The organism is Streptomyces sp. TAA204 (assembly GCF_000424965.1).
In genome coordinates this window covers 13,056-39,958 of sequence record NZ_KE384282.1, presented here as the reverse complement: position 1 = coordinate 39,958, position 26,903 = coordinate 13,056, and the positions used below count along the sequence as shown (strand labels likewise).

The window sequence follows — 26,903 nt, the reverse complement described above, 5'->3', positions numbered from 1 at the left end:
GCCCCGGAGGCCCCGGAGGCCCGGGGGGCGGTTCCACGGGGGATGCCCGTCACGGCTCGGAGTTCCGCAAGGAGATGGGGCCCTGGGCGAACTTCGCCCTCGGCTTCACCTATCTCTCCCCGGTCGTCAGCACGTACACCCTCTTCGCGACCGCGCTGGCCACCGGCGGGCCGCCGATGATCTGGGCGTTCGTGCTCGCGGGCGCGGGCCAGTTCCTGGTCGCGCTCGTCTTCGGCGAGATCGTCGCGCAGTACCCCATCGCCGGCGGCGTCTACCCCTGGGCCAGGCGGCTGTGGGGCATCCGCTGGGCCTGGATGACCGGCTGGGTCTACATGTGGGCGCTGCTGGTCACGATCACCGCGGTCGCCTACGGGGCCGGGCCCTACATCGCCATCCTCTTCGGGTTCGAACCGACCGTGCACACCACCGTGTTGTGCACGGTGGCGCTCATCCTCGTCGCCGCGATCGTCAACTACGCGGGCACCAGGGCGCTTTCGAAGGCTGCCGTCATCGGCTTCACCGCCGAACTGCTCGGCGCGGTGGTCGTGGGGATCTGGCTGCTGACCACCCACCGCTTTCACGGACTCGGTGTCGTCTTCGACGACTTCGGCGCCTCCGAGGGCGGCTCGTACCTGCCCGTCTTCCTGGCGGCGAGCATCATCGGCTTCTACCAGTACTACGGCTTCGAGGCGTGCGGCGATCTCGCTGAGGAGGTCGCCCGTCCCGGCGTCGTCATCCCCAAGGCGATGCGCCGCACCGTCTATGTGGGGGGCGCCGCTGCGACGTTCACCTGTCTGACGCTGCTCCTGGCCGTCACCGACTACGAGGCGGTGATCGCCGGTGAGGACACGGACCCCGTGGTGCGCGTGCTCTTCGACGCGCTGGGGGAGGTGGGCGCGCGGCTGGTGATGGGCGTGGTGCTGATCTCCTTCCTGTCCTGCACGATCAGCCTCCAGGCCGCCGCGGGGCGTCTCATCTACTCCTACGCGCGGGACAAGATGATCATCGGTCACAGGATGCTGCGTGCCTTCTCCTGGACGCGCGCCGTCCCCCACCACGCCCTGCTGGTCGCCGCCGTCGTACCGGCCGTGATCGCGTTCGGCTCGCTCATCTCCGAGGACGCCCTCACCAAGATCGTCTCGTTTGCGATCCTCGGCATCTACGGATCGTTCCAGATGGTCGTGCTCGCCGCCCTGCGCGCCCGGCTGAAGGGGTGGCAGCCCCGCGGCGAGTTCCGCCTCGGCCGGTGGGGTGTGCTGGTCAACGCGACGGCGCTGGCGTACGGCATCTTCGCCATCATCAACATCTCCTGGGCGCGCACGCCGGAGGAGCCCTGGTACGACAACTGGATCGTGCTGCTGTGCGGCGGCGTCGTCGTGCTGACCGGGCTGCTCTACATGTTCACCACCCACCACTACGGGCGCGGTGACGCCCCCTCGGGGGACGCGATCCCCCCGAAGCGGACCAAGGTGTGACGGCTCCGCCCCGGAACTCTCAACCCGGCGCTGCCGAAGGGCGTTCGGGACCGCAGACCGGTCGGGGCCCCGCGCCCCGCGCCGCGGTCTGCGTTCGTGTACGGTCACGCCGTACAGCAGTGCCGTCGTGCCGCCGCCGCCCTCTCGTGGGCGGGAGACCGGCGCGGCCGTCCCGGATGCCGCTCTGCCGCCCCGTACGTCCTTCCGTCCGAATGCACTCGATCGAGTGCCGCTCAGCTTCTTCCTCCGGACGGTCGGTTCGCGAAAGGATGTGGCCGGCCGCGCCGGTACGACCGACGGGCGCGGCGCGCCGGCCTGTGAAGACCGGGAGACCGCTTCTCCGATTCCCTGATTGCTGGGTCCGGTTGTGCGCGACCGCCGCCGGTCCCACGGACGATGGAGCTTTGAGTTGATACGTGTTTCGAGAAGGGCCCGCCGCATCGGTGCCGCGGCGGTGGCGGCAGGAGCCGTGCTGGCAGCGGGGCCCTTTGTCGTCACGGCCCACGCGGCCGGTCCTTCCGACGTGAAGGCCAAGGGCGCGTTCCTGCTGGACACCTCCTCCGGCGAGGAGATGTGGGGCAAGGGCGCCGACACCCAGCGCGAGATGGCCAGCACCACCAAGGTGATGACCGCCGCGGTCGTGGTGAGCACGAAGAACATCGACCTGGACCGCAGGATCACCGTCAAGCAGGCCTACCGTGATTACGTCACCAAGTGGGGTGCGTCCACCGCCGACTTGAGGACGGGCGACAAGCTGAGCCTCCGCCAGCTCCTCTACGCGCTGATGCTCCCCTCGGGGTGCGACGCTGCGTACGCGCTGGCGGACGCCGTCGGCACGGGTGACACCACAGCTGCCCGCACCAAGTCCTTCATCTCGAAGATGAACGCCAAGGCCGACCAACTCGGTATGACCAACACCGAGTTCGACTCCTTCGACGGCATCTCCAAGACGGGCGCCAACCACTCGACCCCGCGGGACATGGCCACGCTCGCCGAGTACTCACTGGGCAGCAAGAACATCCGCGCGGCCGCGAAGTCGACGTCGACGAAGCAGGAGGCCACCAACGGCCGCACCTACACCTGGTACAACACCAACCAGCTTCTGGGCTCCTACGGCGGAGTCATCGGCATCAAGACCGGCACGGGGACGAAGGCCGGCCCGTGCCTCGTCTTCGCGGCGACGAAGGGCGACCGCTCGGTCGCCGGCGTGATCCTCAACAGCGGGGACCGCTACGCCGACGCCAAGAAGATGCTCGACTGGTCCTTCGAGCAGGAGACCGGCAAGCTGGACCTGCGCAAACTCCCGGAGGGAGCGGAGCGCGACTGACGGCCCGGCGTGCCCGCCCGGGTGCCGCCGCCTCACGCGCGGCGGCACCCGGGCGGTTCTCACGCCGCCGCCCGTGAGTCATTCTGCAGGACGACGATCACCATGTCGTCGTTGACCGACCCCGCCCAGTGCCGGACGTCCTTCCGGATGAAGGCGACTACCTCGGCGGGGTCGATGTCCCCGGCGCCCTGGTGCGCACGGGCGCTTCCACCTCCGTAGCGCTCCTCCAGCCGCTGCACCAGCGGATAGAAGCGCCCGTCCCGGTCGCGCGCCTCGGTGACTCCGTCGGAGTACGCCACGAGCGTCTCGCACTCGGTCAGCCGGTAGCTCACCTCTGCGGCCGGCTCCCGGGCGAGGTCGCCGAAGCCGAGCGGCAGGGCGTGCTGCGAGTCCAGCTGGGTCACGCCGTCCTGTCCGCCGAGACGGACGAGCGGCGGATGCCCCCGGTCCAGGACCCGTACGTGGCCGCCCTCCTCGGGGAACTCCAGCAGTACCGCCGTCGCGAACAGTTCCGCCGCCCAGCCCCCGGGCTGCTCACGGCGCCCGGGTGCGGCCAGGGAGACCCCCGCCTCCATGTCGGCGCGGTCCATCGCCATGGAGCGCTCGATGCGGTCGGCCACCTCCGTCAGCGTCGGGGCGGAGGCCGCCGCCTCCCGGAAGGCGGAGGTGATCGTGGCCACCGTCTCGGTCGCGCCGATGCCCTTGCCGCGTACGTCGCCGACGACGACCCGGACTCCGTGCGGGGTGGGTCTGACGCTGTAGAAGTCGCCGCCGATGAGCGCGGCCTCGTCGGCGGCCCGGTAGGTGCCCGCGAGGCGTACGGGGCCGAGCCGCGGGGGCAGCGGCCGCAGCAGTGCCCGCTGGGTGGCTTCGGCCACCGCCTGCACCTGTACGAGTTGCAGCGTGGTGCGTTCCAGGACGGTCGCCAGCACCGTCGCGAACCCGGTCACCAGCACCAGCGTGATGACGGGGCCGGTGACGTTCTCGGGATACACGTCGTCCAGGGCCACGTGCATGCTCACCAGCATGGCGATGCACACTGCGCCGACGACGACGGTGACGACGGGCCGGGACAGCAGCGCGGCGAGGACCACGGCGGCCGTCAGCAGGGAGGCGAAGGAGTAGCGGGTGGGCGAGGCGATCTCCAGGCTGAGCGCCAGCACCACGAGCACCAGGGGCAGCCACCGCACCCATGCGGGCAGCAGCTCTCTGCGCCGCATGCGCCCGCCGCGGTCCGCGCGCTGCATCACTTCCGCGCGTTCGGCGACAACTCTGCCCGTGCCCATGTCCGTTCCCTCCATGGGGCGGTCGGCCACCGCTGCCCCTCGGTCCGGCCTCTGCTCAGTCTCCGTCCGCGGCACCGGTCCGGCCCGGCCTCCACGCAGCCGGGGGACACGGGACGGGGACGGGCGGGCAGGTCGTCCGGCCCGCGACGGCGGCGAGTGCGCCCGGCCCCGCGTGTCACCGCTTCAGCCGTGCCTCCACCCGCCCGCCGGCGTGCCGCGTCTCGAAGACGGGCTGCGGCGCGGTCGCGGGGCCGCTGACGTTCCACCCGTCCGAGAGGCGGAAGACGCTCCCGTGCCACGGGCAGCGCACACAGCCGTCGGCCACCTTCCCCTGCGACAGGGGCCCCGCCATGTGGCTGCACCGGTCCGCCAGCACGTACACGGAGCCGCCGCTCTCCCGTACGACGACGACCGGCACGCCGCCGACCTCGCGCGCCACCGGTTCGTCCACCGGGAACTCCGCGGCCGTCCCCAGCGGGTGCCAGCCGGGTTCCGCGCGTACGGAGATGTCCTCGGCGTGATTGACCGCCGCTGCCTGCCGGTACGCCAGATGCCCACCGAGCGCACCGCCCAGTCCGACCGCCGTCAGCCCCGCGTAGCCCAGCGCCCGTCCGCGCAGGGAGCGCCCGCGGAGCCGGGCGGCCAGGGACGCGGCGTACAGGCCCACCGCGGCCGAGTTCGCCGCGGCGTGCACGAGGCCCACGCGCATCTGCGGCTTGCGCAGGTCCGCCCAGTCGATCCACCCCGTCACCGCGGCCGGCACGGCGGCGACGAGTCCTGTGGCCACCAGCAGTCCCGGTGCGAAGCGCCTGCCGGGCAGCAGATCCAGCACGGCCGCCGACGCCCAGGTGCCGATGGGGATCTGCACCAGCGCCGGATGCACGGGATGCCCGAGCCAGCGGCCGTGGAGGGCGTCACGTGTCTGCTCGCCCAGCGGCAGGGACTGCACGGAACGCCGCACGCTCGACATCACGGGGTCGAGGACGGTGCTCCGCTCCACGTTCTCGACTGCGGTGAGCACGCGTCCCGGGCCGTCGGGGTGGGGGAGGACGGAGCGCAGGGCGGTCGCGCACGCGAGGATTTTCTGTGAATAGGACATACCGCCCGGTTCCCCTCCTGTCGGGAGGCAAACGACTCCGTCGAGGGCGGGCGTCCTGTGCTCCGGCTGGTCCTCCCGGGCTGGCCGCCACCGGTGACCGGGGCGAGGCTGAGGTACTGGCCTGTCGGGTGAGCCGGCCGGCCGGGCACGCCCCAGGGAGCGCGAAGAGATGCAGGACCGCCACAGCATGCCGCCGGATTCCCGGTACGAAAGCGACCTCATCGGGCGTCCCGCCACGCGTCTGCTGCTGATGCTGGCCGCGCTGCTGATCCTCGCCGGCACCCTCATGACCCTGCTCACCCCGTCACACATCTCGGGTACTCCCCTCTTCACCGCCGCGCCGCTGATCGTCGCGTTCGTCGCCTCGACGGCCGCCACCGCCCTGACGGGTCTGCTCTCGACCGGGCTCCTGGCCGCGACGCTGCTGCTCCCCGGGGGGATGTCGACCTTGCAGGACCACCTCACCAGGGTGGTCACCCTCGCCGTGGTGAGCGTCCTGGCGACCGGGATCAGCTGGTTCGTACGCCGCAGAGGGGCGGCTCTGGCCTCCGCCCGTTCGGTCGCGGAGACGGCCCAGTTCGCGGTGCTGCCCGTACCTCTGCCCCGGGCGGGGGAGCTGCGGATCGCGGTGCGGTACGAGGCGGCGGCGCACGGTGCGCAGATCGGCGGGGACCTCTACGCGGTGCAGGAGACCCCGCACGGGGTGCGCGTCCTTCTCGGCGACGTGCGGGGCAAGGGCCTGGCCGCCGTGGGCACGGTCGTGATCCTTCTCGGAGCCTTCCGGGAGGCCGCCGAGCAGGAGCCCACCCTCGAAGGGGTCGCCGACCGGCTGGACCGGGCGCTGCTGCGGGAGAGACGGCCCCGAGGGGGAGAGGAGGACCTGGAGGGGTTCACGACCGCGCTGCTCGCCGAGTTCACGGCGGGCGGCGAGAGGACCCTGCGGGTGCTCAACAGGGGCCATCCGGCCCCGCTGTTGCTTCAGGACGGCAGGCCCCGCTTCCTCGATCCGAGTGAGCCGTGCCTGCCGCTGGGCCTGAGCGAACTGGGCAGTTGGAGGGGGCGGGTGCAGGAACTGCCCTTCCCCCCGGGGCTGCAGATCCTCTTCTACACGGACGGCCTGACCGAGGCGCGCAACCGGTCCGGGACGTTCTTCGACCCCGGAACGCGGCTCGCGGGATGCGTCTTCGACGACCCGGCGGAGCTGCTGGACCGCGTCCTCGCGGACGTCCGTGCCCACGCCGGCGGTCGCGTGAAGGACGACATGGCCCTGATGGCAGTGCAGCGGGACAGGTCCCCGGACTGACGGGCTCTCAACTCTCCCTTCTCCCCCTCACTCCCCTCACGCACCGCGCACACGTGCACCGGCCCGGTGACCGCGTGTCCCGATTCGCCGCACCTGTCCTCGCGGCTCTGTCATGCGAGTGCAAATTCCACTGGAACCGCTTGGAATCCGAGCCGGGGCTCCATTAACGTTCGGTAACGCAGCGCGGTCGTCACTGCCGTCACGAGAGACGGCACCGTGCACCGTCGCCGAATCCTGAAAGTGCACCACCCCGAGCCACAACTCGATACAGATGCACCGAAAGGAACCGGGGAACCACCCCCTGCCGGCTCGCACGGCGGGGATGGGGTGAATCGACAAGTTCCGTCCATGGGCGGGCAGTTCGTAGGAGACCTTCCTGCTCCGAACCCGTCAGCTAACCCGGTAGGCGAGAAGGAAGGAAAGGAGAACGCCCCCGTGGCGTCCAACAGGCATGCCCCCGAGGGCACCTATGCCCCGTACGGCGGCGACTACGAGTCCCATACGTACGAGGTCTTCGGTCCCTACAGCTCGTACCCCCAGTACGGCACCTACGGTCGGTCGGACTCGCAGGGCTCGCTGCTGACGGAGACGTACGAGACGGGCTCCGCCACCGGCGACTCCGAGCCACAGCCCTACCTCTGGCACGGCGGCGACGACGCCCCGGAACGCTACGAAGGCTGGAACCCCACCGAGGAGACCGTCCGCCCCGTACGCGGGCGGCACAAGGTCGTCAAGCAGCGCGGCGGCAGCATGGCCCGCAGCAGCGCGGTCCTCGGCGTCGGCATGATCGCGGCGGTCGGCGCGGGCGGCATGGCCACCGCGCAGGAGAAGCCCTCCGCCATTTCGATGCCGGACGTCTCCGCCGCCGAGGACCTGCCGGGAGTCAGCCTCCTCGCGGGCGGCGACTCCGAGGAGATCGCGGGCCAGCCGCTCACGCAGGGCGCGCTCACCGCGGACGACGCGGCCGCCGGCCGTACGGACGCGGGCGAGGCGCTGCGCTCCCGCATCCTCGCCCAGGCCCAGGACGCCCAGTCCCAGGCCGACGCCGACGCACGCGACGCCGCCGCCAAGGAGGCGGCCGACGCGGCGGAGGCCAAGGCCGCCAAGGCGCTCGCCGCCGACCGAAAGGCAGAGGCCGAGAAGCGCAAGAAGGCGGAGGAGGCCCGGCTGGCCAAGCTCGCCAAGAGCTTCTCGCTTCCCGTCGCGGGCGCCCAACTCACCTCCACCTTCGGCGAGTCGGGCAGCCTGTGGTCGAACGACCACACCGGCCAGGACTTCGCAGCGGCCTCCGGCACGCCCATCAAGGCCGTCGCCTCCGGAACCGTCAAGGAAGCGGGCTGGGCCGGATCGTACGGCTACCGCACCATCCTCGAACTCAACGACGGCACCGAGGTGTGGTTCGCCCACCAGTCGTCCATGAACGTCACCGCCGGCGAGAAGGTCGGCGCGGGCGAGGTCATCGGCCGCGTCGGCGCCACCGGCAACGTCACCGGCGCACACCTGCACATGGAGGTCCGCCCGGGCGGCGGCTCACCGATCGACCCGATGGCGTGGCTGCGGGGCAAGGGCCTGAGCATCTGAGGGCCGGGGGCGGCGTCACGTCCGTCCCCTGTCCCGGCTCACTTCTGCGCCTCCTCACTGGTACGGCCCACGGGCCGGACCCGTCCAGCCGGTCCGGCCCGTGGCACCGGCCACTCGCCGCACCCGGCCGCGCTGCGGGGCCAGCGGCCGGCGGCCGGCCCCGCAGCATCCGCGGCACATCGAGATCCCGCGAAGACTCTTCGCGCCGCCGCCGCCTCGCACCGTCGAGGTGCGCTGGACCACGCACGACTCGCCCATGCCCCTCGGCACGGAGATGGAGGGGACGGGGCGGCGGCGGACGGGGGCCCACGGCCCCGCACATGCCCCGGCGGCCCTGGTGGACCACCCCCCGACATCAGGGCCGCCGGTCCTCTTCCCGCGCCCTGCCCGGCCCGCTCAGCCGGCGGGTGCGCCGAACCACTTGGGCAGATGGCCGAGCAGATCCTGCTGGTCCTCGCCGGCCCACGCCACGTGGCCGTCCGGCCGCAGCAGCACGGCGGGCACGTCCAGTTCGCGGGTGCCGGTGCCGGTGCCGGCATCGGCACCGGCGGCGGTGTCTCGGTCGGCAAAGGTGTCGACGACGTGGTCGACCCGGTCGCCCCAGCCCGCCACGGACAGCGTGCCGGTCCGGTCGAGCAGCAGCCCCCGCCCGCCGCGCATCAGCTCGTAGAGTCGCCCCCGCTTCAGCTCTACGTCCCGCATCCGCCTGCCGAGCAGTTCGTGGCCCTCGCCGAAGTCGTAGTGGACGCTGATCGCGGTGACCTTTTCGATCAGGTACCGGTTGACCTCCTCGAAGTCCGCCAGTTCCGACACCAGCCGGCGAGCCGCCCGGGCGCCCGGCTCGGTGGACATCAGCTCCATCTGTGCGCGGGTGTTGTCCAGTACGTCGGCGGCCACCGGGTGCCGTTCGGTGTGGTAGCTGTCCAGCAGCCCCTCCGGCGCCCAGCCGCCGACCTCGGCGGCCAGTTTCCATCCGAGGTTGAACGCGTCCTGGATACCGAGGTTGAGGCCCTGTCCGCCGGTGGGCGGGTGGATGTGCGCCGCGTCGCCGGCCAGCAGCACGCGGCCGGTCCGGTAGCGCTCGGCAAGCCGGGTGGCGTCGCCGAAGCGGGAGAGCCGGCGTGGTGAGTGCACGCCGAAGTCGGTCCCGGCGACGGCCCGCAGCCGCCGCTTGAACTCCTCGAGAGTCGGCGGGACCGTGCGGTCCTCGGTCACCCCCTCGCCGGGCACGACGACGCGGTGCACCCCGTCGTCCCCGAAAGGCCCGACGCCGAACCGGAGTTCGGTCTTGCGGACCTCGGCCACCACGGCGGCCACCTTCTCCGTATCCTCGGTCACCTCCATCTCGCCCAGCAGCGTCTCGACACGGGAGGGCTCGCCGGGGAAGCCGACGCCGACCAGTCCGCGCACCGTGCTGCGGCCGCCGTCGCAGCCGACGAGGTAACGCGCGCGCAGCAGCGTGCGTCCGTCCTCGGTGGCCAGTTCGGCGGACACCCCCTCCTCGTCCTGGCTCAGTCCGACCAGTGCGCAGCCGCGCCGGATCTCGGCGCCCAGCTCGGTGGCACGCTCGGCCAGCAGGCGGTCGGTGACGGGCTGCGGAATGCCGAGGACGTATCCGTGTTCGGTGTCCAGCCCCTGGGGTGACGGCTTGCTGATGGCGGCGAAGAAGCCGCCGACCGGGTACTTCGTGCCCTCCGCGAGGAACCGCTCCAGCAGACCGCGCTGGTCCATCACCTCGATGCTGCGCACGTGCAGACCCAGCGAGCGGACGAACGTGACCGGCTCCTTCTCCCTCTCCACCACGACCACCCGCAGACCGTGCAGCCGCAGTTCGGCGGCCAGCATCATGCCGGTCGGTCCACCGCCGACAATGATCACGTCATTCATGAAACCCCCACTCCAAGAGCCTGATTCCCGGCCCGGCTGCTCAGCCCGGCCGGCGGCGAGTCCGCCCGCACCGTGGCGTCATACGTCGACAAAAGCACACGGACTTCGCGAATCAGTGATTTCCGCAGGTTGCGGCCTCGGCCGACGATTCTGCGGCACGACCCGGGTCTTGCCGCAAGGCCCCCCGTGCGCTATACGTTGAGAGTGGCAAGGAGCGGGCGTGCTCCTTGCTTTTTTGCGTCCGGCCCCGTCATCCGGCGCTGTCGTCAGGCGCTGTGTCGTGCGGCTCCGTGCCGCCCGGCCCTTCGCCGCCGGGCGTTCCGCGGTCCGCTGTGGAGTACCGTCGGCGTGAAGATCCGCCCGGGTGCCCGGACGACGCCGCGAGACGTGGTCATCGCCCTCTCCGACGCCCGCCGGCAGGCCGCCGTTTCCCCGGAGCAACCGACGGGGAAGGGCTGCCACTTCGGACGTATCACCGGCACGGCAAGAGGAGAGCAGGGCCCATGAGCGCGCGTTTCGAGGAACTCGACTGGCGGCCCACGCCGATGGGCGAGATCAGTCTGCGGCGGCGCAGGGACCCCTCGACGGGCGCGGACGTCCACGAGGTCAAGCTCGGCGACGAGTTCCTCATGTCCAGCCTCTTCACCGCCGGGGAGATCGCACTGGCCCGACTCGGCCTGGCCGGGCTGCCGGAGACGGATCTGGACGTCGTCGTCGGCGGTCTCGGTCTCGGCCACACCGCGGGGGCCGTGCTGGACGATCCACGCGTACGGTCGCTGACCGTCGTCGAGGCCCTCGGTGAGGTGATCGACTGGCATCAGCGTCAACTGGTGCCGCTGGGGGCCCGGTTGGCCGGCGATCCGCGCTGCCGGCTGGTCGCCGGGGACTTCTTCGCGAAGGCGCTCGGCTCCGGCCCGGGCGGTCTCGACCCGGACGTCCCGGGGCGCCGTTTCCACGCCGTCCTGCTGGACATCGACCACTCGCCCGCCCATGTGCTGCACGAGGGCCACGCGAGCTTCTACCGTCCTGCGGGCCTGCGTGCCCTGGCCGAACAGCTCCACCCCGGCGGTGTGTTCGCCCTGTGGTCGGACGACCCGCCGGAGGAGGGCTTCAACTCCGCGCTGGCGGAGGTCTTCGCCGAGTCCGACGCGCACGTCGTCACCTTCGACAACCCCCTGCACGGCGGCACTTCGGCCAACACCGTCTACGTCGCCCGTACGGCGGGGGCGTGAGGCCGCCGGCCGGGGAGCTGCTGCCGGGAGCTGCCTGCCGGGGGACTCCTGCCGTGTCGCCGCGTCACGCGTAGGTGTCCTCGACGGCGGCGAGCACGCGGTCCCGGGCGTTCCCACCCCGGCGCCGAGCACGTCGCCGAAGGTAGGTTCCCGAGCGGAAACCCGCATCCGGCGAGCGAAACACCCGATTGGTCAGATCACTCATGGCGTACGTACTCATCTTCTGCTGCTTCATGGTCCTCGGTGCCGTCAGCGCGCTGGCGGCGAGAACCGGGTACAGCGGAGATGTCTGCCGCCGGTCCGCCGGGTACGAGGTGCCCGACGCCGTGCAGCGGGACCCGGCACTGAGGCAGCGGGCGAACCGGCTGGTCGCCTTCTGGTGCACGGGGGCGGCAGTGCTCAGCCTCGCACCGCTGGTGCCGGCCGGACTGGTCATCATGAGCGACGGCGGCCGGTCCGTGAGCACCCCGGGGCTGCTGGCGTTCGCCGGCTACGCGTTCGCCGTGGTCGTGGTGTGCCGCTACCCGTTCGAGAAGATCAAGCACCTGGCGTCCTGAGCGGAGGACGGTGACGCAGGCAGGGACCAACACGTCAGTGCTGCGGGGACGATCGCCCCTCCGTGACCGGTGACGGTGACTGTGCCCCGGCCCGTTCTCCCGGCTTCGGGGAGCGGACCGCACTCGTGGCACTCCTCCCCGGTTCGGGGAACTCCCATCGCGGGCCGGTGATTTCGTCCCACGCCCATACGAACTGGCGCTCCTGCTCGACCGTCATGCCGAAGTCGTACAGCTCCGGGCCGCCCATCGCCGTCCACGTGTCCCACTCCCTCTCCAGCAGGTCCGCCAGCCGCAGCGGGCCGCCCTGGTGTGCCACCGTCCGGCCGTCGGGCAGTGCGGAGAGGACGGCCCATGACGAAGTGCCGTCGTGCAGCCACGCGTTGACCCCGTCCTCGTCCACCGCCGTACGCACGCGCAGCTCCGGCAGGGCGACGCGTAGCGCGAACCGCAGGTGCCAGTCCTCCTGGAGCGGACGCAGATCCCGCCGGACCTCGCGCTCGTCCTCGGCCGGGCCCGTGCCCCGTACGTCCTCGAAGGCGGCGCCCGGGGCGGTGCCGTGAGCGGGCATGAACTGGGCGAGCCCCCGCATCCGCCCGGACGCGGACGAGCCGTCCCCGGCGACGGTGAGCGCGACATGCCCCAACCACCCCCAGGGCGTGACGATCCGGCCGCCCGGACGGCACTGGGCCACCCACAGCCACGGCACCCGGTCCACCGCATACGTTGAGATCACCCTGTCGTACGGCGCCCCCGGCGGCCATCCCTCTCCGCCGTCACCCGTCTCGACGAGGACGCGGACGTCAGCTGACGTGAGCCGCGACCGGGCCTGCTCCGCCAGCCACGGGTCCACCTCGACGCTGGTGACCTGCCCGGCGCCGGAGCCGCTGCCCGCCTCGGAGCCGCCGCCGGCACAGGCGCGGTAGGCGAGCAGGGCCGCGTTCCACCCCGTCCCGGCGCCCAACTCCAGGACGCGGTGGCCTGGTTGGACGCCCAGCGCGTCGAGCATGTCCGCCACGACGGCCTGGCAGGACAGACTGGACGAGGCCGCTCCCGCAGCCGAGACCCGCGTGACGGCCGCGTCGTACGGGCCGCCGTAGACGAGCCCCGCCCACCGCTCCTCGTCGGAGTCCCGGTCCACCGGCACGTACGTCCGGCCGTCCCACTGCCACAGCCGCTCCGGCGCGAACTCATGCCTCGGCAGGGCCTCGACGGCACCGCGCACCCACGGTGAGCCGGCGGGCCACACCCCCCGCCGGTCCATGGACTCCGCCAACTCCCGCCGCTGCCCGCCGAAGACCGACACGGGAGTCCTACTTCTCTTTCTTGCGCTTGCCCGAACCGGGCTCGGGCGTGGGCACCTGCCCGTCCGAGTTTCCCGGCGGGGGCTTGCCCTGCGACGGCTCCGGCGGCGGCTTCTCGTGCTTGGCCATGCCGACTCCTCCGATGGTCGGTCGGACGAATTCCACATTCCCCGACCATGCTGGAGGGCACGGACACAGTCCGGTAGAGGCGCGCGGGCGCGGGGGAGGGCATGCCGGGCACGAAGGGCGCACGCGATGGGGCGTACGCGCCCTGACCAGCGGCGGAAGCCCTGGTTCGTCAGCGCCGGGGCTGCCCGTAGGCGTGCGTGACGCCGATCCGGACCACCTGCCGCTTGTCGGCGACCATCGCGGCGCGGTACTCGTCCCAGTCCGGATGCTCGCCGCCGCTGACAGCGCGGTAGACGTCGATCAGCTCCTCGACGGTGTCGTCGTACGGATCGGCCGCGACGGGCGTCAACTCGGCGTCACCTTCGGCAACGGTCCAGGCCCAGCCGTCCTCGCTGGTGACATGGAAGCTCGCGCGCGGATCACGGGCGAGATTGCGCGACTTGGCGCGGTCGGCGGTCACCGAGACCCGGATGAGGCGGCGGGCGGAGTCGTACGTGTAGTTGACGTTCGACAACTGCGGCCGTCCGTCCCGCTTCAGGGTCACCAGCACACCCAGCTTGTGCTCCGCGAGCAGCGCGAGCAGATCCTCATCCACCGGTCCTCAGTCCTCTCCGCTCAGAAGTGCCCGCCCTTGACGGCGGCCACGAACGCGCCCCAGCCGTCCGCCGGAAAGACCAGCACGGAGCGGCAGTTGCCGCTCTGCTTGCTGTCCCGTACGGGTACGACGCCGGGGGTGCCAGGGGCGACCTCGACGCAGTCGCCACCACTGCCATTGCTGTAACTGCTTTTACGCCAAACGGCATTGCTGTCCAGGTTGGCAATCTTGCTGGTCATCTCTGAAGTCCCCTGCCGCTGACTCGATCATCGTCAGGGACGCCTTTGGTGGCAGTGCGGCGGCCCTGAGCAGATCGTAGGACCTGCCGTACTGCTTCACGAGCGTTGGCTCATCGATGAGTTCTCCACTGTGAAGACCTTCCGTATACATCACAGGTGGCGAGCCGGGGAACGTCATGAACTTGCTCATGCCCATCATGAAAGGGAACGCCCCCGCGTTCACCGGAACCACCTGCGTAACGATGCGGCACTGCTGGGTGAGTTCGATGATGTGCTCCAACTGCTCGGCCATCGTGCTGGAGCTGCCGACAGGCTGGAGCAAGACGAGTTCGTGTAGCACAACCCAGATCTCAGCTGGACGAGGAGCCCCGAAGAGCCGGGCGCGGCTGAGCCGGGCGTCCACCTTCGCCTGAACGTCGTCGTAGGGCTCCAGGGGGTGCGTAGCCCGGATGACAGACCGAGCATAGGCTTCGGTCTGCAAAAGGCCCGGGACCAGCCCGGGAGCCCACTCCTCCACAGTGAGGGCTCCCTTCTCCATCTCTGCCACGTCTGCGAAGTACTCGGCATGCCCGCCCCGGCGCGCTTTGCGGGCGTCCTCGCAACGTCGCTCGAAGAATCCATCAGTGCTCAGTAGCTGATCGGCGTGGCGGGCGAGATCGACGGGCATTCGACGGTCACCCATCTCGATCTGGCTCAGGAAGGCGACGCTGTAGAAGCAGCCCTCCGCCAGCTCCTGGAGCGTGAGCCCGGCGTCCTCCCGCTTCCAGCGCAACTCGGCACCGTAGAAGGCGGGGACACTCGCCGCCGCGTCGACGTCCTTGCGTGGTGGCATGACTGATGACCTCCGATTCAGCACGGTTCGCTGCTGAACATGAACTTCTGTCACACTACGCTTCGTGCCTCCACTCTGTGAGCAAGATGTCACACAGAGCACGGAAGGCAGGACGCCATGACCACCCCGGACCCACCCCCGGAACCCAGCCCTTCACAGGTTCGGGACGCCATACAGGCGTGCGCTGAGGAGCTGCGCGCAGCACTGGCCGACCACGGCCTCAAACTCCCGTCACTCGGCGTCGACTTGACCACGTACGCGAGCGAGGAGCCATACCCGCTCGTCTCCCTCGGCAACTGCCGCCTGGACACGGCCCACAGGCTGGCCGCGCTGCTCCGGTCCGTCCGGGACGAGGAGCCCGCGCGATGACCGGCGGCGAAGACACCCCTCCTGTTGCCGAGTTGGAGCGCCGGGACCTGGTGCGTCGCTGCTGCGTCACGCTGACGATCCCGTTTCTCGCCGAACCGGAAGCCCTCTCCCCCGTACGCCGCCGCATCGCCGCCTACTTCGAGCTGTGGGACCTGCCCGAACTCACCGACACGGCCCAGCTCTGCGTCAGCGAACTGCTGACGAACGCGATCCTCCACGTCGGCGAGGGCACCCCGGTCACCCTGCACGCCTCGATGGCCGGCCCGCACCCCCGCCTCTCCCTCACGGACCCCGACCCCCGTCCGCTCCCACCTCCGCGCCCGGTCCCTGAGAACTCCGAGACGGGCCGCGGCCTCGCACTCCTGGACGCCCTGACCCACCACTGGGGCGTCGACCACCACACCACCGGCAAGACCATCTGGTGCGAGCTGGATGCTGTGCTCAGGAACGGTTCGCGTTCGTGATTTCCGTGCGGAGAGCAGCAGGAGTGCGCCAGGACTCGCCAAGGCGGTTGCGGTGGCACATTCGGTGGCAGTTGGCGCAGAGAAAGGCAAGATCATCAAGCTGTGTTTCACGAATGCCGCCTACGTGCAGCGGTGTGACGTGGTGGACCTCGATATACCCCTTTCCGAGCGCGCCGTAGAAGTCGAAGCAGAACTCGCACACTTCGCAGAGGAGCGGCTGACCCAGCCTCTCCGCCTGCCTGATCTTGCGTTGCCGCAACCGGGGACTGCGTTCCCGCGCGATGGTCCACCGAGTGAGGAGCCGCCCCTCCCGGCAGGTCGTTCCGTCCTCCTCAGCCTCATCCGGCTGCTGAGGAATCCGGTACAGCTCGCCGGAGCCAACACCCGCCATGATGGCGTCGGCTGCCTCAAGCATCGCAGCAGGATGCTCCGTGAAGGCTGATATGACCACTGTGTCGAGCTTGCTGCACCGTGTCGCTTTGCCCTGATACGTGGGGTGGTTGGAGGCAAGATCTGAGGTCTTGCGGCTCACGCTGCCGCGGGAGCGGAACTTCTCGAAGTTGCGGGCCGTAGCGTCGTGCAAAGGGAGCGAGCGCAAGAGATCTGACAGCTCCCGTACCTCTCGATCGTTCTCACGCAGCTCCCGCCAGTCGTTGCGCACAACCAAGGCACAGGCCAACAGTAGTTCGTCCCAGATCCACGGAGGGCTATTCATGCTTGACACCGTAGAGGTGTACCGACGTTGCGCGGCCCGGCAGTAGCAGGCGGCGCTCGCCGCTCACCGGTCGCAGCTTCTTGGGTGTGGCACGTCCGCCATAGTCATGTGGACGCTGGCGTGTCTCTCGTGCCGGTCTCGGAGCCGCCGCGTCGGCAGTCCTCAGCGGTAGCGGACGACGCGGAAGCTGTTGGCCGCCACCGGGTTGAGGTCACTCACCGGGTTGGCGGAGCCGTCGAGGATTCCGGCGCCGTCTCCGGCGTGGAAGCCGGTGAGGAGGTATCCGACGGACTCGCGCCCGCGGGTGTCCCAGCGCCGTACCCACACCAGAGCGCGCGCGCCGACGGGCATGGCGCGTAGTTCGTCGAACACGGCGTTCCACTCGGCGACTTCGGAGACGGAGATGGTCGAGCCCAGCTCCTTGAGTGTCGGCGGCAGCCAGGCTGCCGCCGGGCCGGGTTCCGGTGGCAGGGGGAGGACACCGTCGCCAGGTTCGCGGCCGCGGTTCCAGGCGTCGAGCCAGTGCCAGGGATAGGCGTTGGAGAGGTGGAACGGTTCGGAACCCGGCGCCTTGGGCACGACGACTGCCGCGTCCAGCATCGCCTGTGTCCAGTCGCCGTTGTGGACGTATGTCTCCGTGTTGCATGCGAACAGCCAGCCCCGGTCCAACTCGTCTGCGGGCACGGGATCTACGAGAACGACAGGCTGCTCGTACGTTCGCCGCAGCCACGTCTCCGCCTTGACGACAGCAGCGGTGAAGTCGCCCGCCTCCGCCTTCCAGGGGGCCGATGTGGCCTGTGCGGCGGGCTGTTGGCCGCTCGTCGGCTTGGTACGGGCGAGGGTCAGGCTGCGTACGCCTTCCGGGTCCAAGCGTGCGAGTCCGCCGGTCATCCCGTCGAGGAAGACGGCTTGGCCGTCCTCGTCAAGGTGCACGTGGACGAGATGTCCGCTCGTCTCCACACCTGCGGTCTCACGGCGCACCCACACCGGACCCTGGGTGCCCGGACCGGTGTGCTGCAACGCGCCGATCACCTCGTCCCAACTCGCGCAGTCCACCTGCTCCGCCTGCGGGAAGTACCGCCGCATCAGCAGTTGCCACCAGCCGGGTGCCTCGTGGGCTGGCGACCACGGCAGTGGCTGGGACGGCGCGCCGTTGAAGGAGGAGTGGACCGCGACGACGCAGCCCCGGGAGTTGAGCTTGCGTGCCTGAGCCTCCGGCGTACGAGGAGAGGGTGCCCGGCCGAAGGCCGCCACATCCCCGTGAGGGTCGTCGGCTGCCGGGTGGAAGGGCGGCATGCTGTCGTCCTTCGGTACGACAACGGAGGCCGCCAGCATGGGAGTTGACGGGTAGCTGGGCTGCGGCTTCGTGCGGCAGCCGAAGAGCCAGGTCGCCGCATCCTCTGCCACCGGGTCCGGAGGGGACAGTTCGACGAGGCCGCGGTAGGTGTCGTTCAGCCAGGTGAGTGCCTGCTGCCGGGGGTCGACCATGTTGCGTCAGGCTCCGGTGGGGGATTCGTTCGCGGTGAGGTGTTCGTAGAATTCCGCTGTGGTCATGTTGGTCGGCGGGAAATAGGGAACTTCTCCGCTCTTGGGAACAATGACCACGCGTGTGAAGGGTGCCTTTGCGAACTCTCCGGTGTCGATGTGCTCCTGAGAATCGAATTTGACCGTGTAGGCCCATGGGTACTCTTCTGTGGCCTCGGTCTCCAGGACGATCGTCATCGAAGTGTCCGAGTAAATGCGGTCAAGGAACTTCTGCGCCGCTTGGTGGGCTTCATCCTGCGAGAGTGACATCGTGGTTCAAAACTTTCCGACTTGAAGGGTGAGCGGCTTCTATCGGTACGGAATATGTCCGATGCTGGTCACGTCACGTTCGAGCTTGGCCAGCGTTCCGGACTGACCGTCCAGGAAGACTACACCATGGTCTGTTTTCACTGCATTGAACACGTGCGCGGTATTGTTCGGGCGGGATACATAGACAACGCTTCGTGCGTCGTCGCCTCTTGAGTTGAGATCCTTGATCAAGTCGTCGTAGCTTTTAACCATGTCGTAATGGCCGACAGCCCTGTTCTTGAGGCCCAGAGCCTCTGGAGGAAGGTGGTCCGGCCTGGGCTTCGGCGCTGCGGAGACTTCGTGTCCGTCCAGTCGTTTGTCGACGGTGACGACATTGTGAGTGCAGTTATCTGTGTAACCTGGGCGTCCTGTGTTATTGACGTCCCGTAGCCACGGATATTGATCGTCGAGGAATTCCTGAGCCTTCTGCGGCGACACCGAATCGGCGTGAACCGCCTTTTCCTTGACGTCCTTCGTGGCCTGGGCGAGGTCGTTCCAGTTCTTGGGAGCGTCCGGCCCGTGCCGTGCCGCGTTCCGGGCGGCGCTCTCCGCCCCGGCTTCCGTACCCTCACGTGCGGCGACGCGGACGCCCGTACGGAGCGAGCCGGCGCCCTTGGTGCCGATGAGTTCGGGGATGAGCCGGCCGATGGCCTCGCTCGGGTCCTTCTTGAAGCTCTCGTAGAGGGCCTGCGGGATGCGTTCAGGGTGTGCCGCCGTCGAAACCAGCCCCGCCAGCGTCATGTTGACGTTCTGGCCGTACTGCGCGGGGTGGGTCAGGTTGTAGGGGTCCGTGGGGTTGAGCCCCCGTGCGAAGTTGAGGACACCCGCGCCCCCCTTGACCACGCCGCCGATGACGTGGTTGAGCTCGACCGCTGCGGCGCCGTGGGCGTCCATGACTGTGGATGTGGCACGGTCCAGCGGGGGCGGTTCCGACGGGGCGTGCGCGAGAGCTGCTTTCACGGTTCTCTCCGCCGTCTCCGCGGCGCTGTTGCGCTGACGGCGTGCCTCGTTCAGGATCTCGTGGGCCCGCTCGCGGTGCGCGTCACCGGGGTCCTTGTCCGGCGGGTCGTCGGCCTTCTCCGCCTTCTCGGAGGCGTCCTGGCCCTTCCTGTACGTGTCGATGGCGTCCTGGGCCTGCTGCTGCGCCCACTTGACGGTGTCGGCATACGAATCCAGCGCCATGGCGGCCTTCTCGCAGGCGTCCGCGGCGCGCAACCATTTCGTGGGATGCATGGCGAACTTGTCGCGGAAGGCGTTCGCCGCCTCGCCCTTCCAGTGCGAGGAGTCCAGTTTGCGCATGCCTCGCCCGACCCGCTCGAACGCGCCCTGGAAGTCCCGCAGATGCTTCGCCGTCGAGGTGATGTCCGCAGGGGAGCCGTGGACCAGTTCGTTGGCTTCCTCGGTCTGACCGAGCTGCTGCTCGTCCACCTTCGCGCCGAGTGACGAGGCGGTCTCGTCGCCCCAGTCCTCGACACGGTCCGCGGCGCCTTCGAAGCCCAGGGACTCCAGCCCGTCACCGGTCCAGCCGGTGCTGATGTCGATGCCCCTGCCGAGGACCTCCTTGCCGTCCTCGACAGTTTCCTCGGCGACGGACAAGCCTTCGTTCACGAGGTTCTTGCCGCTCTCGACGACGTCCCCGAATGAGTCGGTGATGCCCATCAGCGTTCACCTTCGCCCTGCTGCCGGGCCTGGGCTTCTTGTTCCTCCGGGGAAGGGCCCAGCGTCTGGCGCATTCCCGCGTCCACCTCATCGCGCAGGCCCGCTGCGTCGATTCCGTGATTGATGCCTTGCAGGGCAGGCGACCCGCTTGCGTCGCTCACGTCCCAGGCGGTGTTCTTCCACGCCTGCACGCTGTTGTCCTGGGCCTCCTGGAAGGACTTCGCGCTGAAGTCCGCGTCGCGGATGTGCGTGTAGGGGTTGCTGGAGGTCACCTCACCCCAGGACTTTTCGGTGATCTCTTCCTCGGTGGCGTACGGATTACCCATCGCCGAGTTCGTGAGCACCTTGAACGCGCCCTGGATGTACTGGTCCTGCTCGTGCAGCGCACCTGCTGAGAGCCCCACCTTCTGGGCGAAGGAGTTGCCTTCCTGGACGAGCGTGCGTACGCCCCATTCCCATCGTTCGCAGAAGGACTCGAACGTGGAGGTCAGACCTGAATGCCCCAACTGCACCCCGGTCAGCGTCAGATCGGAGAAGCCACGGCCCATGCTTGCCTCACCGACGAGGCCGAGTTCCTTCAGTTCGGCAAGAGTGTCCGTGATGCCCTTGGTGATCAGCTTCAGTGCTTCCTCGGGCGCGACGAGGTCCGCGTCGCCACCACTCATGTGCCGTCCCTGTTCACCGTGTATGCCTCCACCGTCGCCTTGTCCGGGACGATCCCGGTCACGGGCGGCAGCACTTGCCCGTCGTCGCTGCCGGCATCCAGCGCCACCCCACAGGGCTGTCCCACGGCGGGGACGATGGCGTCGAGCAGCCGCCACCCCAGCACTTTCCGGTAGTCCCAGGCTTGCGTGCTTTCGTCCAGGCCCGCGGAGGGCCGGTGAACGTCCAGCTCGCGGCGGGTGAGCGCGAAGCGGGCCAGGGCCTCCTCGTCGGAGAAGGCCAGAATCCAGAGGATTCCGCCCAGTTCGGCGGTCCACAGGCTGCCCTTGTCGTCGAGCGGTACCAGGACAGCCGTGTGCCGGAATCCGTCGAGGAAGTCCAGGAACTCCTGCCGTGCGGCGGCGGCGTCTTCTCTCGCCTGTTGCTCGGCGGCCACCAAGTCAGCCAGCTGCAAAACCGCCCCCACCCTCGCTGCACATCCCAACCGACGGGCCGCATGGTGGCAGTTGGGTGCTGCCTCCATCAAGCGATACACGGTGAACGTGGTCGGTGCCGACGGAGGGGAACATGTGACGGTCTGCGGCGCATTCCCGGTCCACGTACGGGTGGCGACAGCTTGACGGACCCGCGGAGGCCCGCGGGTCCGGGGGGAGCGGCCTGACTCCCCGGGCCCGCGGGCCGGTTCAGCGGGCAGAGCAGGCCGCCGCCGGCGAAGGGCCTGCCGGGCACGGGCGGTGGAAACCCCGCGCTGTGGCGCTTCTTCGCCGCGGTGCCGCGTCCTGGCGTCCTCTGCGCGTCCCTTCCCCGGGGCGCTGCCGCCAACTGCCGCATCATCACCGTGTATTGGGACATGCGGGTAAGCGCGAAGGTTGTACCGGTTCCTTCTTGCGATCGGTCCTGGTCCGTGCTCCGGCCGGAGGGCCTCGCTAGCGGACGGGGAAGTGCTGGGGCCCGTACGGGGAGGGCTGCGGAGGTGGCGGCCCGCCCCAGGGCCCGGTGGGCCGGGGCGGGTTGAGGCTGTGCGCGGCGGAGGCTGTCGCGGGTCCGGCGACGGCGCGGCGGTGCCAGATGTGGTGGAGGAGTTCCTGTTCGCGTGCGTGGAAGTCGGGGGCCGGGGTGCCGTGCAGGGCGCGGGCGCGCAGCAGTGCGAGGGACGTGGCGAAGTGCTGGTACTCGGCGACGGTGCGTGCGGCGGTGGGCCCGTGCGTACGGCGGGCCAGCGAACGGGCGAGTGAGCGGGCGCGCATGGAGGCCAGGGCCCACGGTTCGGACGGTTCGAGCCAGCCGGCCGCCGCGTACGCGGGCAGGGTGTCGCGGACGGTGTGCAGTTCCTGCCGCCGTGACCAGATCGCCAGCCAGGTCAGGGCGGCGAAGACGGGGATCATGAAGAGGGCGTAGACCGCGAGGAACGTCAGGTCCGGCAGTGAGGCGGAACCGTTCCATATGGCGTGCAGCAGCACCGCCGTCAGCAGTCCGAGCGCGGGGAGCAGGCCGCGCAGGGCGCGCCGCATGCCGGGCATGGCGGCGACGATGCCGAGGGCGATGCCGATGAACGCGGTGAAGAGGGGGTGCGCGAAGGGGGCCAGGACGATGCGGATGAAGAACGTCATGGCCGTCACGGACTCGTACAGGGCGTTCGGGGCGACGAGTTGGTCCTCGCCGAAGGCGGTGCCCAGGTAGAGGACGTTCTCGGTGAAGGCGAAGCCGGTGGCGGTGATGCCCGCGAGGGCGATGCCGGAGATGACTCCGTCGAAGTCACGCCGGCGGAAGAGGAAGAGCAGCAGTACGGCCGCGCCCTTCGCGGTCTCCTCGACGATCGGGGCGACGACGGTGGCGCCCAGGACGTCGGCGTGGCCGGGGGATTCGGCGACGGAGGTGGAGAGCCAGTTGGTGGCGAGGCTGTTGGTGAGGAGGGCGACGAGGGTGGCGGCGCACGCGCCCCAGGCGAAGGCGAAGAAGTGGTTGCGCCAGGGCGTCGGCTCCACTCCGTCGATCCAGCGGAATGCGGCGATCAGCAGTGGTACGGGCAGTACGGCGAGGCCGAGGCCGACGAAGAGGCCGGCGGTGCCGGTCTGCTGGCGTACGAGGCCGAGGATGACCAGGCCGCAGAGCGCGAGCACGGTGACCAGGGTCAGGGCGCGGAGCGTACGGCGGTGCCGGTGCCACCAGGACGGCGTCGCGGGCGGCCGGTAGCGCCAGTCCGCCGGGGAGGCGGGCATCGCGGGGAACTGGGGCTGCTGGGCATAGGCGGGCACCGGGTGGAGCTGCGGGTGCGGCGGGTGCTGGTCGGAAGGGTGGGGCTGAGGGCCCGCACTCGTCGTGTCAGCGCCCGGGGTTGCGGCATTCTGCCCGTTCGCGTAGCGGCGGTCCGCGTAAGTGGGCGCGTCAGGTGCGCCGGAAGCCTCGTCGTCCACCACTCGACAGTAACGACGTGGGCGGCGGCCCGGCGGTGGGTGCTCCGGATTGCCCGAGGATTGGCCGGTGGGGGCTTCACGGGAGGCGCCGGACTGCCGGGAGGGGCGTCCGGAGTTACCGTTGTGGATAGGAATTCATCCATCTGGCCTGATTTGAGGATGAATGTTCTGGTACGGGCAGGCGCGCTGTTCGATACGGCGTTTGTCTGGAAGCGGAGCGATACGCCATTGGGAGTAGGAGGCACTTCATGATCTCCCAGGAGCAGATCCCTGCCGTGGTCGACCACATGATCTACGACGCGGAAGGCAAGAAGATAGGCGAGGCCCGGCACGTCTTCCTCGACGAACGCACGGGTGAGCCGGAGTGGGCCACGGTCCGTACCGGTCTCTTCGGCACGCAGGAGACGTTCGTACCCATCCACGAGGGCCGTGTGGTGGACGACCACCTCGAGGTCCCCGTCGCGAAGACCAAGGTGAAGGACGCCCCCCACATGGACGTCGAGCACGGACGTCTCACCGAACAACAGGAGCGTGAGCTCTACAACTTCTACGGATTCGACTGGAACGACGCCGCTACGCAGGCCGGTCTCGGAGCGTCGGGTGCTTCGAGCAGCGCCTACACCGCGGGGGACACGGACACCGCGGGCACCGAAGCCGAGAGCCCCGAGGATCAGCCGGTTCAGGAGCCGGGCGCGGTGCCCGCGGGAGCGGCGTCGGCAGGGGCGGTGCCGTACGGGCGTGAAGGCGCCCGGAGCGGTCCGCCGACCGGACAGGACGCCATGACGCGCTCGGAGGAGCGCCTGCGTGTGGGCACGGAACGGGTCGAGACAGGACGGGCCCGGCTGGTGAAGTACGTCGTGACGGAGGACGTCGAAGAGGCTGTCCCGGTCCGGCACGAGGAGGTTCGCATCGAACGCGAGCCGATCACGGAGGCCAACAGGCAGGAGGCGATGAACGGTCCGGACATCGCGGAGGACACCTACGAGGTCGTCCTGCACGACGAACGTCCGGTCGTGGAGACCGAGGCGGTGCCGGTGGAGCGTATCCGCCTCGTCACCGAAGAGCACGTCACGCAGGAGACCGTGCGGGGGCAGGTCCGCAAGGAGCGGATCGAGGTCGAGGGGATCGACGACACCTCCGCCGGCTGAACCCGGCGTGACGGGACGACCTCACCGCCGGACCGGGCCGGGGCCCGTGAAGCCGGCCCGGGCCCGGCGGGAGGGCGAAGGAGCGACTGCTGCCGTGGCCGGGGCCAGGGGCCCGGGCCACGGGGCAGTCTGCCGTGCGGCTCGCCCCCGGCTGCGGACGGCGGAAGGGTGCGTTCAGCGACGGCGGAAGAGCAGGTCGCGGACCTTGTGCCCCTTCTCCAGCCCCTGCCCCTCAAAGCGCGTACGCGGCCGGATCGCGGGGCGCGGCGCGAACCCCCCGTCGAGCTGCGTGTTCTCGTACTCCGGGTGTCCGGACAGGACGTCGAGCATCTGCTCCGCGTAGGGCTCCCAGTCCGTCGCACAGTGCACCGTGGCGCCGGAACGCAGAGGGCCCGCCGCCAGGTCGAGGAACTCCGGCTGGATCAGGCGGCGCTTGTGGTGCCGCTTCTTCGGCCACGGGTCCGGGAAGTAGACGCGCAGCCCGGAGAGCGAGCCGGGAGCGAGCATCTCGCGGAGCAGGATGATCGCATCGCCGTTTCCCACACGGACGTTGGACAGACCGCGCTCGTCGGCGAGGCGCAGCAGATTGCCCTGGCCGGGAGTGTGCACGTCCACCGCCAGCAGGTTCGTCCCCGGCTCGGCGGCCGCCATCTGCGCGGTCGCCTCCCCCATTCCGAAGCCGATCTCCAGGACGACGGGGCGGGCTGCCCCGGACCGGCCGGGGTGCTCCTCGCCGGAGAACAGCTCCTCCAGGTCGATACGGCGCAGGCCGTCGATGTCGAAGCCCCAGCGGGGCCACAGGCGGCGCAGCGCCGCGCGCTGCCCGGCGGTGACGCGGCTGCGCCGGGGCTGGAAGCTGCGGATGCGGCGCTCGTGATGCGAACCGGCCGGGTCGGCGGAAGGGCCGGTGCCGTCCGGGAACATGGCGGGTTTCTCAGACACAGTGCTTCCATTTTAAGGGCGTGACGGAGACCGCGAGGGCGTGACCTCAGCGGGCGGTCGCCCCCAGCGACTTCAGCGCCCGCGCCGCCACCTCACGGCCGATCGGCAGCGAGGCCGTCGCCGCGGGGGAGGGGGCGTTGAGCACATGGACGGCGTGCTGCCCCTCGGTGATGAGGAAGTCGTCGACGAGTGTCCCGTCCGCCAGCACGGCCTGTGCGCGTACGCCGGCGGGGGCCGGTATCAGGTCGCTCTCGGTGATCTCCGGCAGCAGTCTTCGCACCGCGGCGGTGAAGGCGCTCTTGGACAGGGAGCGGCGCAACTCCCCCGCCCCGTAACGCCAGTGGCGGCGGGCGATGCGCCATGTGCCGGGGTGGGCCAGCACCGTCCCCACTTCGCGGGGGCGCACCGTGGCCCAGTCGTATCCCTCAAGGGCGAGGGCGGGAACGGCGTTCGGCCCGATGTGGACCTTTCCGTCGACGCCGCGGGTGAGGTGGACGCCGAGGAAGGGGAAGGCGGGGTCGGGAACGGGGTAGACCAGGCCGCGCACCAGGTCCGCACGGGTGTGGTCCAGCTCGAAGTACTCACCGCGGAAGGGGACGATGCGGGCCGCCGGCCGGTCACCGGTCAGCTGCGCGATCCGGTCGCAGTGCAGGCCCGCGCAGTTGACCATGGTGCGGGCGCGTACGACGGAGGTGTGCGCGCCGCCGGGGCTCTGCGTGCTGCCGGGGCCCTGCGCCCGTACCGCCCCGCCGCGCGCGGACGTACCCGCCGCAGGTGCACCCACCCGCACGGCCACACCCCTGCCGGGCCACCGGTCGACGGCCGTGACCGGGGCGCTGTACCGCACCTGGGCGCCGCCGTCCTCGGCGAGACGAGCCAGCCGCGCGGCCACCGCCCCGAAGTCGCAGACACCCGTCGTGCCGACGTCGATGGCGGCCAGGCCCCGTACGTGCGGCTCGCGCTGCGCGATCTGGGCAGGGCCCAACTCCCGCACCGGAATGCCGTGCTGCCTGCCCCGCTGGATCAGTGCGTGCAGCCGCGGCAGCTCCTCGCGCTCCGTGGCGACGATCAGCTTGCCCGTGACCTCGTGCGCGATGCCGTGCTCCGCGCAGAAATCCGTCATCTCCGCCGCTCCACGCACCGCGAAGCGTGCCTTGAGCGAGCCGGGGCGGTAGTAGATCCCGCTGTGGATCACGCCGCTGTTCCGCCCGGTCTGGTGACGGGCGGGCCCTTGCTCCTTCTCCAGGACGATCACGCGCGTGCCCGGCGCCGCGCGCGTGATCGCGTACGCGGTGGACAGGCCGACGATGCCGCCGCCCACGATCAGCACATCGCAGTCGTATCCCGCCGGTGAGCCCGCGCGCCGGGAGCCCTCCGGCGTCGTCCGCGCTGGCATGACCCTCCCCGTGGTGGTGCCGGTCGTGTACGTGGTGCCGGCGGCGCCCGCGGTGACGGCGGCGCCGGCGGAGCTGTCATCGGTGGCGGCGGTGACGGCCTCGGCAGGGACGGCATCAGCGGCGGCGGTGGCATCAAAGGGCACGTGGTCCATCATGAACCGCACCACCGACAATCGGCTGCGACACAGGTCACGAGGCTGCCGGTCACGCGCGTACGACGCCGGGCACGACGGAGCCGTCCCGTCCGCCCGGTCACTACCCCCGGCGGGCTGGCGTCACCCCTCATGCGGGCATCCCGGTACATCGGTCACGCACGGGGGCTCGCGGGACTCGGGTGCGCGCCTCACATGCGCGCCTCAGCTCCGGGACTCACGCACGCCCTCTCGGTACGCGCCTGAAGTACGTGCCTCGCGCACGCCTCTTCACACGCGACGCTCACGCAGGCCGCTCAGGCAA

General features: G+C 70.3%; 25 protein-coding genes and 1 riboswitch. Of the genes, 9 read left to right on the top strand and 16 right to left on the bottom strand.

Annotated features, from left to right (window positions below):
• Positions 1-1,475 (top strand): APC family permease (locus H343_RS33025; protein ID WP_486587062.1); only part of this gene is annotated, 1,475 nt, incomplete at its 5' end.
• Positions 1,476-1,887: 412 nt separating this feature from the next.
• Positions 1,888-2,802: a D-alanyl-D-alanine carboxypeptidase family protein gene (locus H343_RS0126500; protein ID WP_051266173.1), complete on the top strand. Its 915-nt coding sequence runs from the start codon at positions 1,888-1,890 to the stop codon at positions 2,800-2,802.
• 59 nt (positions 2,803-2,861) lie between these two features.
• Here the strand turns inward: H343_RS0126500 and H343_RS33020 are convergent, their stop codons facing one another.
• Entirely contained in the window at positions 2,862-4,118 is a 1,257-nt protein-coding gene (locus tag H343_RS33020) for a PP2C family protein-serine/threonine phosphatase (protein WP_486587061.1), read from the bottom strand.
• 145 nt (positions 4,119-4,263) lie between these two features.
• Positions 4,264-5,187: a Rieske (2Fe-2S) protein gene (locus tag H343_RS33015; RefSeq protein WP_037905327.1), complete on the bottom strand. Its 924-nt coding sequence runs from the start codon at positions 5,185-5,187 to the stop codon at positions 4,264-4,266.
• Between the two features lie 169 nt (positions 5,188-5,356).
• On the opposite strand from H343_RS33015, the gene H343_RS0126485 reads away from it, so the two are divergent.
• Positions 5,357-6,490 carry a PP2C family protein-serine/threonine phosphatase gene (locus H343_RS0126485; protein WP_486587060.1) on the top strand — a complete coding sequence of 378 codons (1,134 nt, stop codon included), beginning with the start codon at positions 5,357-5,359 and terminating at the stop codon, positions 6,488-6,490.
• A gap of 264 nt (positions 6,491-6,754) precedes the next feature.
• Positions 6,755-6,914, top strand: a riboswitch (cyclic di-AMP (ydaO/yuaA leader).
• A gap of 11 nt (positions 6,915-6,925) precedes the next feature.
• Positions 6,926-8,071: a M23 family metallopeptidase gene (locus tag H343_RS0126480; protein WP_028433595.1), complete on the top strand. Its 1,146-nt coding sequence runs from the start codon at positions 6,926-6,928 to the stop codon at positions 8,069-8,071.
• 396 nt (positions 8,072-8,467) lie between these two features.
• On the opposite strand, the gene rox is transcribed toward H343_RS0126480, so the two are convergent.
• A complete protein-coding gene (gene rox, locus H343_RS0126475) occupies positions 8,468-9,958 on the bottom strand; it encodes a rifampin monooxygenase (protein ID WP_028433594.1) in 1,491 nt (496 codons plus the stop codon).
• A gap of 503 nt (positions 9,959-10,461) precedes the next feature.
• Here rox and H343_RS0126470 point away from each other — a divergent pair.
• Positions 10,462-11,190, top strand: a complete 729-nt coding sequence (locus H343_RS0126470) for a spermidine synthase (RefSeq protein WP_028433593.1) — start codon at positions 10,462-10,464, stop codon at positions 11,188-11,190.
• 203 nt (positions 11,191-11,393) lie between these two features.
• Positions 11,394-11,747: a hypothetical protein gene (locus H343_RS0126465; RefSeq protein ID WP_028433592.1), complete on the top strand. Its 354-nt coding sequence runs from the start codon at positions 11,394-11,396 to the stop codon at positions 11,745-11,747.
• A 34-nt stretch (positions 11,748-11,781) separates the two neighbouring features.
• Here H343_RS0126465 and H343_RS33010 read toward each other — a convergent pair whose 3' ends face one another.
• The 4 genes from H343_RS33010 to H343_RS0126445 form a co-directional block, all read right to left on the bottom strand.
• Entirely contained in the window at positions 11,782-13,050 is a 1,269-nt protein-coding gene (locus H343_RS33010) for a protein-L-isoaspartate O-methyltransferase (RefSeq protein WP_078506132.1), read from the bottom strand.
• Between the two features lie 296 nt (positions 13,051-13,346).
• Positions 13,347-13,772, bottom strand: coding sequence for a PPOX class F420-dependent oxidoreductase (locus H343_RS0126450; RefSeq protein WP_028433591.1), 426 nt, complete (start codon positions 13,770-13,772; stop codon positions 13,347-13,349).
• Positions 13,773-13,792: 20 nt separating this feature from the next.
• Positions 13,793-14,011: a DUF397 domain-containing protein gene (locus H343_RS34595; RefSeq protein WP_078506131.1), complete on the bottom strand. Its 219-nt coding sequence runs from the start codon at positions 14,009-14,011 to the stop codon at positions 13,793-13,795.
• Positions 13,965-14,843: a Scr1 family TA system antitoxin-like transcriptional regulator gene (locus H343_RS0126445; protein ID WP_028433590.1), complete on the bottom strand. Its 879-nt coding sequence runs from the start codon at positions 14,841-14,843 to the stop codon at positions 13,965-13,967. The genes H343_RS34595 and H343_RS0126445 overlap by 47 nt, the downstream gene beginning before the upstream one ends.
• A gap of 117 nt (positions 14,844-14,960) precedes the next feature.
• On the opposite strand from H343_RS0126445, the gene H343_RS0126440 reads away from it, so the two are divergent.
• On the top strand, positions 14,961-15,212 hold the full coding sequence (locus tag H343_RS0126440; protein ID WP_051266114.1) for a hypothetical protein: 252 nt from the start codon (positions 14,961-14,963) through the stop codon (positions 15,210-15,212).
• Positions 15,209-15,676, top strand: coding sequence for an ATP-binding protein (locus tag H343_RS33005; protein ID WP_051266111.1), 468 nt, complete (start codon positions 15,209-15,211; stop codon positions 15,674-15,676). Before H343_RS0126440 ends, H343_RS33005 begins: the two co-directional genes overlap by 4 nt.
• Here H343_RS33005 and H343_RS0126430 read toward each other — a convergent pair.
• The 7 genes from H343_RS0126430 to H343_RS32995 all read right to left on the bottom strand — a co-directional run bounded on the left by H343_RS0126430 (position 15,654) and on the right by H343_RS32995 (position 22,960).
• Entirely contained in the window at positions 15,654-16,391 is a 738-nt protein-coding gene (locus H343_RS0126430; RefSeq protein ID WP_028433588.1) for an HNH endonuclease, read from the bottom strand. The two genes, H343_RS33005 and H343_RS0126430, sit on opposite strands and share 23 nt — an antisense overlap.
• Before the next feature lie 162 nt (positions 16,392-16,553).
• A complete protein-coding gene (locus tag H343_RS0126425) occupies positions 16,554-17,879 on the bottom strand; it encodes a YrhB domain-containing protein (protein WP_028433587.1) in 1,326 nt (441 codons plus the stop codon).
• 6 nt (positions 17,880-17,885) lie between these two features.
• Positions 17,886-18,185, bottom strand: a complete 300-nt coding sequence (locus H343_RS33000; protein ID WP_051266109.1) for a YrhB domain-containing protein — start codon at positions 18,183-18,185, stop codon at positions 17,886-17,888.
• Between the two features lie 39 nt (positions 18,186-18,224).
• Positions 18,225-19,883: a putative T7SS-secreted protein gene (locus H343_RS0126415; protein WP_028433586.1), complete on the bottom strand. Its 1,659-nt coding sequence runs from the start codon at positions 19,881-19,883 to the stop codon at positions 18,225-18,227.
• Positions 19,883-20,548, bottom strand: coding sequence for a hypothetical protein (locus tag H343_RS0126410; RefSeq protein ID WP_028433585.1), 666 nt, complete (start codon positions 20,546-20,548; stop codon positions 19,883-19,885). The genes H343_RS0126415 and H343_RS0126410 overlap by 1 nt, the downstream gene beginning before the upstream one ends.
• Positions 20,545-21,000, bottom strand: coding sequence for a hypothetical protein (locus H343_RS0126405; RefSeq protein WP_106958956.1), 456 nt, complete (start codon positions 20,998-21,000; stop codon positions 20,545-20,547). The genes H343_RS0126410 and H343_RS0126405 overlap by 4 nt, the downstream gene beginning before the upstream one ends.
• Before the next feature lie 472 nt (positions 21,001-21,472).
• Positions 21,473-22,960 carry a PrsW family intramembrane metalloprotease gene (locus H343_RS32995; protein WP_486587059.1) on the bottom strand — a complete coding sequence of 496 codons (1,488 nt, stop codon included), beginning with the start codon at positions 22,958-22,960 and terminating at the stop codon, positions 21,473-21,475.
• A gap of 248 nt (positions 22,961-23,208) precedes the next feature.
• Between H343_RS32995 and H343_RS32990 the strand changes: the two genes are divergently transcribed.
• Complete coding sequence (locus H343_RS32990) at positions 23,209-24,108, top strand: DUF2382 domain-containing protein (protein ID WP_037905324.1); 900 nt, start codon at positions 23,209-23,211, stop codon at positions 24,106-24,108.
• A 174-nt stretch (positions 24,109-24,282) separates the two neighbouring features.
• Here H343_RS32990 and trmB read toward each other — a convergent pair whose 3' ends face one another.
• Both trmB and lhgO read right to left on the bottom strand, forming a co-directional pair.
• Positions 24,283-25,032, bottom strand: coding sequence for a tRNA (guanosine(46)-N7)-methyltransferase TrmB (gene trmB, locus H343_RS32985; RefSeq protein ID WP_051266103.1), 750 nt, complete (start codon positions 25,030-25,032; stop codon positions 24,283-24,285).
• Between the two features lie 64 nt (positions 25,033-25,096).
• Positions 25,097-26,446: an L-2-hydroxyglutarate oxidase gene (gene lhgO, locus H343_RS32980; RefSeq protein ID WP_051266163.1), complete on the bottom strand. Its 1,350-nt coding sequence runs from the start codon at positions 26,444-26,446 to the stop codon at positions 25,097-25,099.
• Positions 26,447-26,903: the final 457 nt, after the last annotated feature.

Bases quoted from the DNA above. Each gene is read 5' to 3' on its own strand.
- H343_RS33015 (WP_037905327.1), bottom strand. From the start codon at position 5,187: ATGTCCTATTCACAGAAAATCCTCGCGTGCGCGACCGCCCTGCGCTCC.
- H343_RS0126485 (WP_486587060.1), top strand. From the start codon at position 5,357: ATGCAGGACCGCCACAGCATGCCGCCGGATTCCCGGTACGAAAGCGAC.
- rox (WP_028433594.1), bottom strand. From the start codon at position 9,958: ATGAATGACGTGATCATTGTCGGCGGTGGACCGACCGGCATGATGCTG.
- H343_RS0126470 (WP_028433593.1), top strand. From the start codon at position 10,462: ATGAGCGCGCGTTTCGAGGAACTCGACTGGCGGCCCACGCCGATGGGC.
- H343_RS0126465 (WP_028433592.1), top strand. From the start codon at position 11,394: ATGGCGTACGTACTCATCTTCTGCTGCTTCATGGTCCTCGGTGCCGTC.
- H343_RS34595 (WP_078506131.1), bottom strand. From the start codon at position 14,011: ATGACCAGCAAGATTGCCAACCTGGACAGCAATGCCGTTTGGCGTAAA.
- H343_RS0126445 (WP_028433590.1), bottom strand. From the start codon at position 14,843: ATGCCACCACGCAAGGACGTCGACGCGGCGGCGAGTGTCCCCGCCTTC.
- H343_RS0126440 (WP_051266114.1), top strand. From the start codon at position 14,961: ATGACCACCCCGGACCCACCCCCGGAACCCAGCCCTTCACAGGTTCGG.
- H343_RS33005 (WP_051266111.1), top strand. From the start codon at position 15,209: ATGACCGGCGGCGAAGACACCCCTCCTGTTGCCGAGTTGGAGCGCCGG.
- H343_RS0126430 (WP_028433588.1), bottom strand. From the start codon at position 16,391: ATGAATAGCCCTCCGTGGATCTGGGACGAACTACTGTTGGCCTGTGCC.
- H343_RS0126425 (WP_028433587.1), bottom strand. From the start codon at position 17,879: ATGGTCGACCCCCGGCAGCAGGCACTCACCTGGCTGAACGACACCTAC.
- H343_RS33000 (WP_051266109.1), bottom strand. From the start codon at position 18,185: ATGTCACTCTCGCAGGATGAAGCCCACCAAGCGGCGCAGAAGTTCCTT.
- H343_RS0126415 (WP_028433586.1), bottom strand. From the start codon at position 19,883: ATGGGCATCACCGACTCATTCGGGGACGTCGTCGAGAGCGGCAAGAAC.
- H343_RS0126410 (WP_028433585.1), bottom strand. From the start codon at position 20,548: ATGAGTGGTGGCGACGCGGACCTCGTCGCGCCCGAGGAAGCACTGAAG.
- H343_RS32990 (WP_037905324.1), top strand. From the start codon at position 23,209: ATGATCTCCCAGGAGCAGATCCCTGCCGTGGTCGACCACATGATCTAC.
- trmB (WP_051266103.1), bottom strand. From the start codon at position 25,032: ATGTTCCCGGACGGCACCGGCCCTTCCGCCGACCCGGCCGGTTCGCAT.
- lhgO (WP_051266163.1), bottom strand. From the start codon at position 26,446: ATGCCAGCGCGGACGACGCCGGAGGGCTCCCGGCGCGCGGGCTCACCG.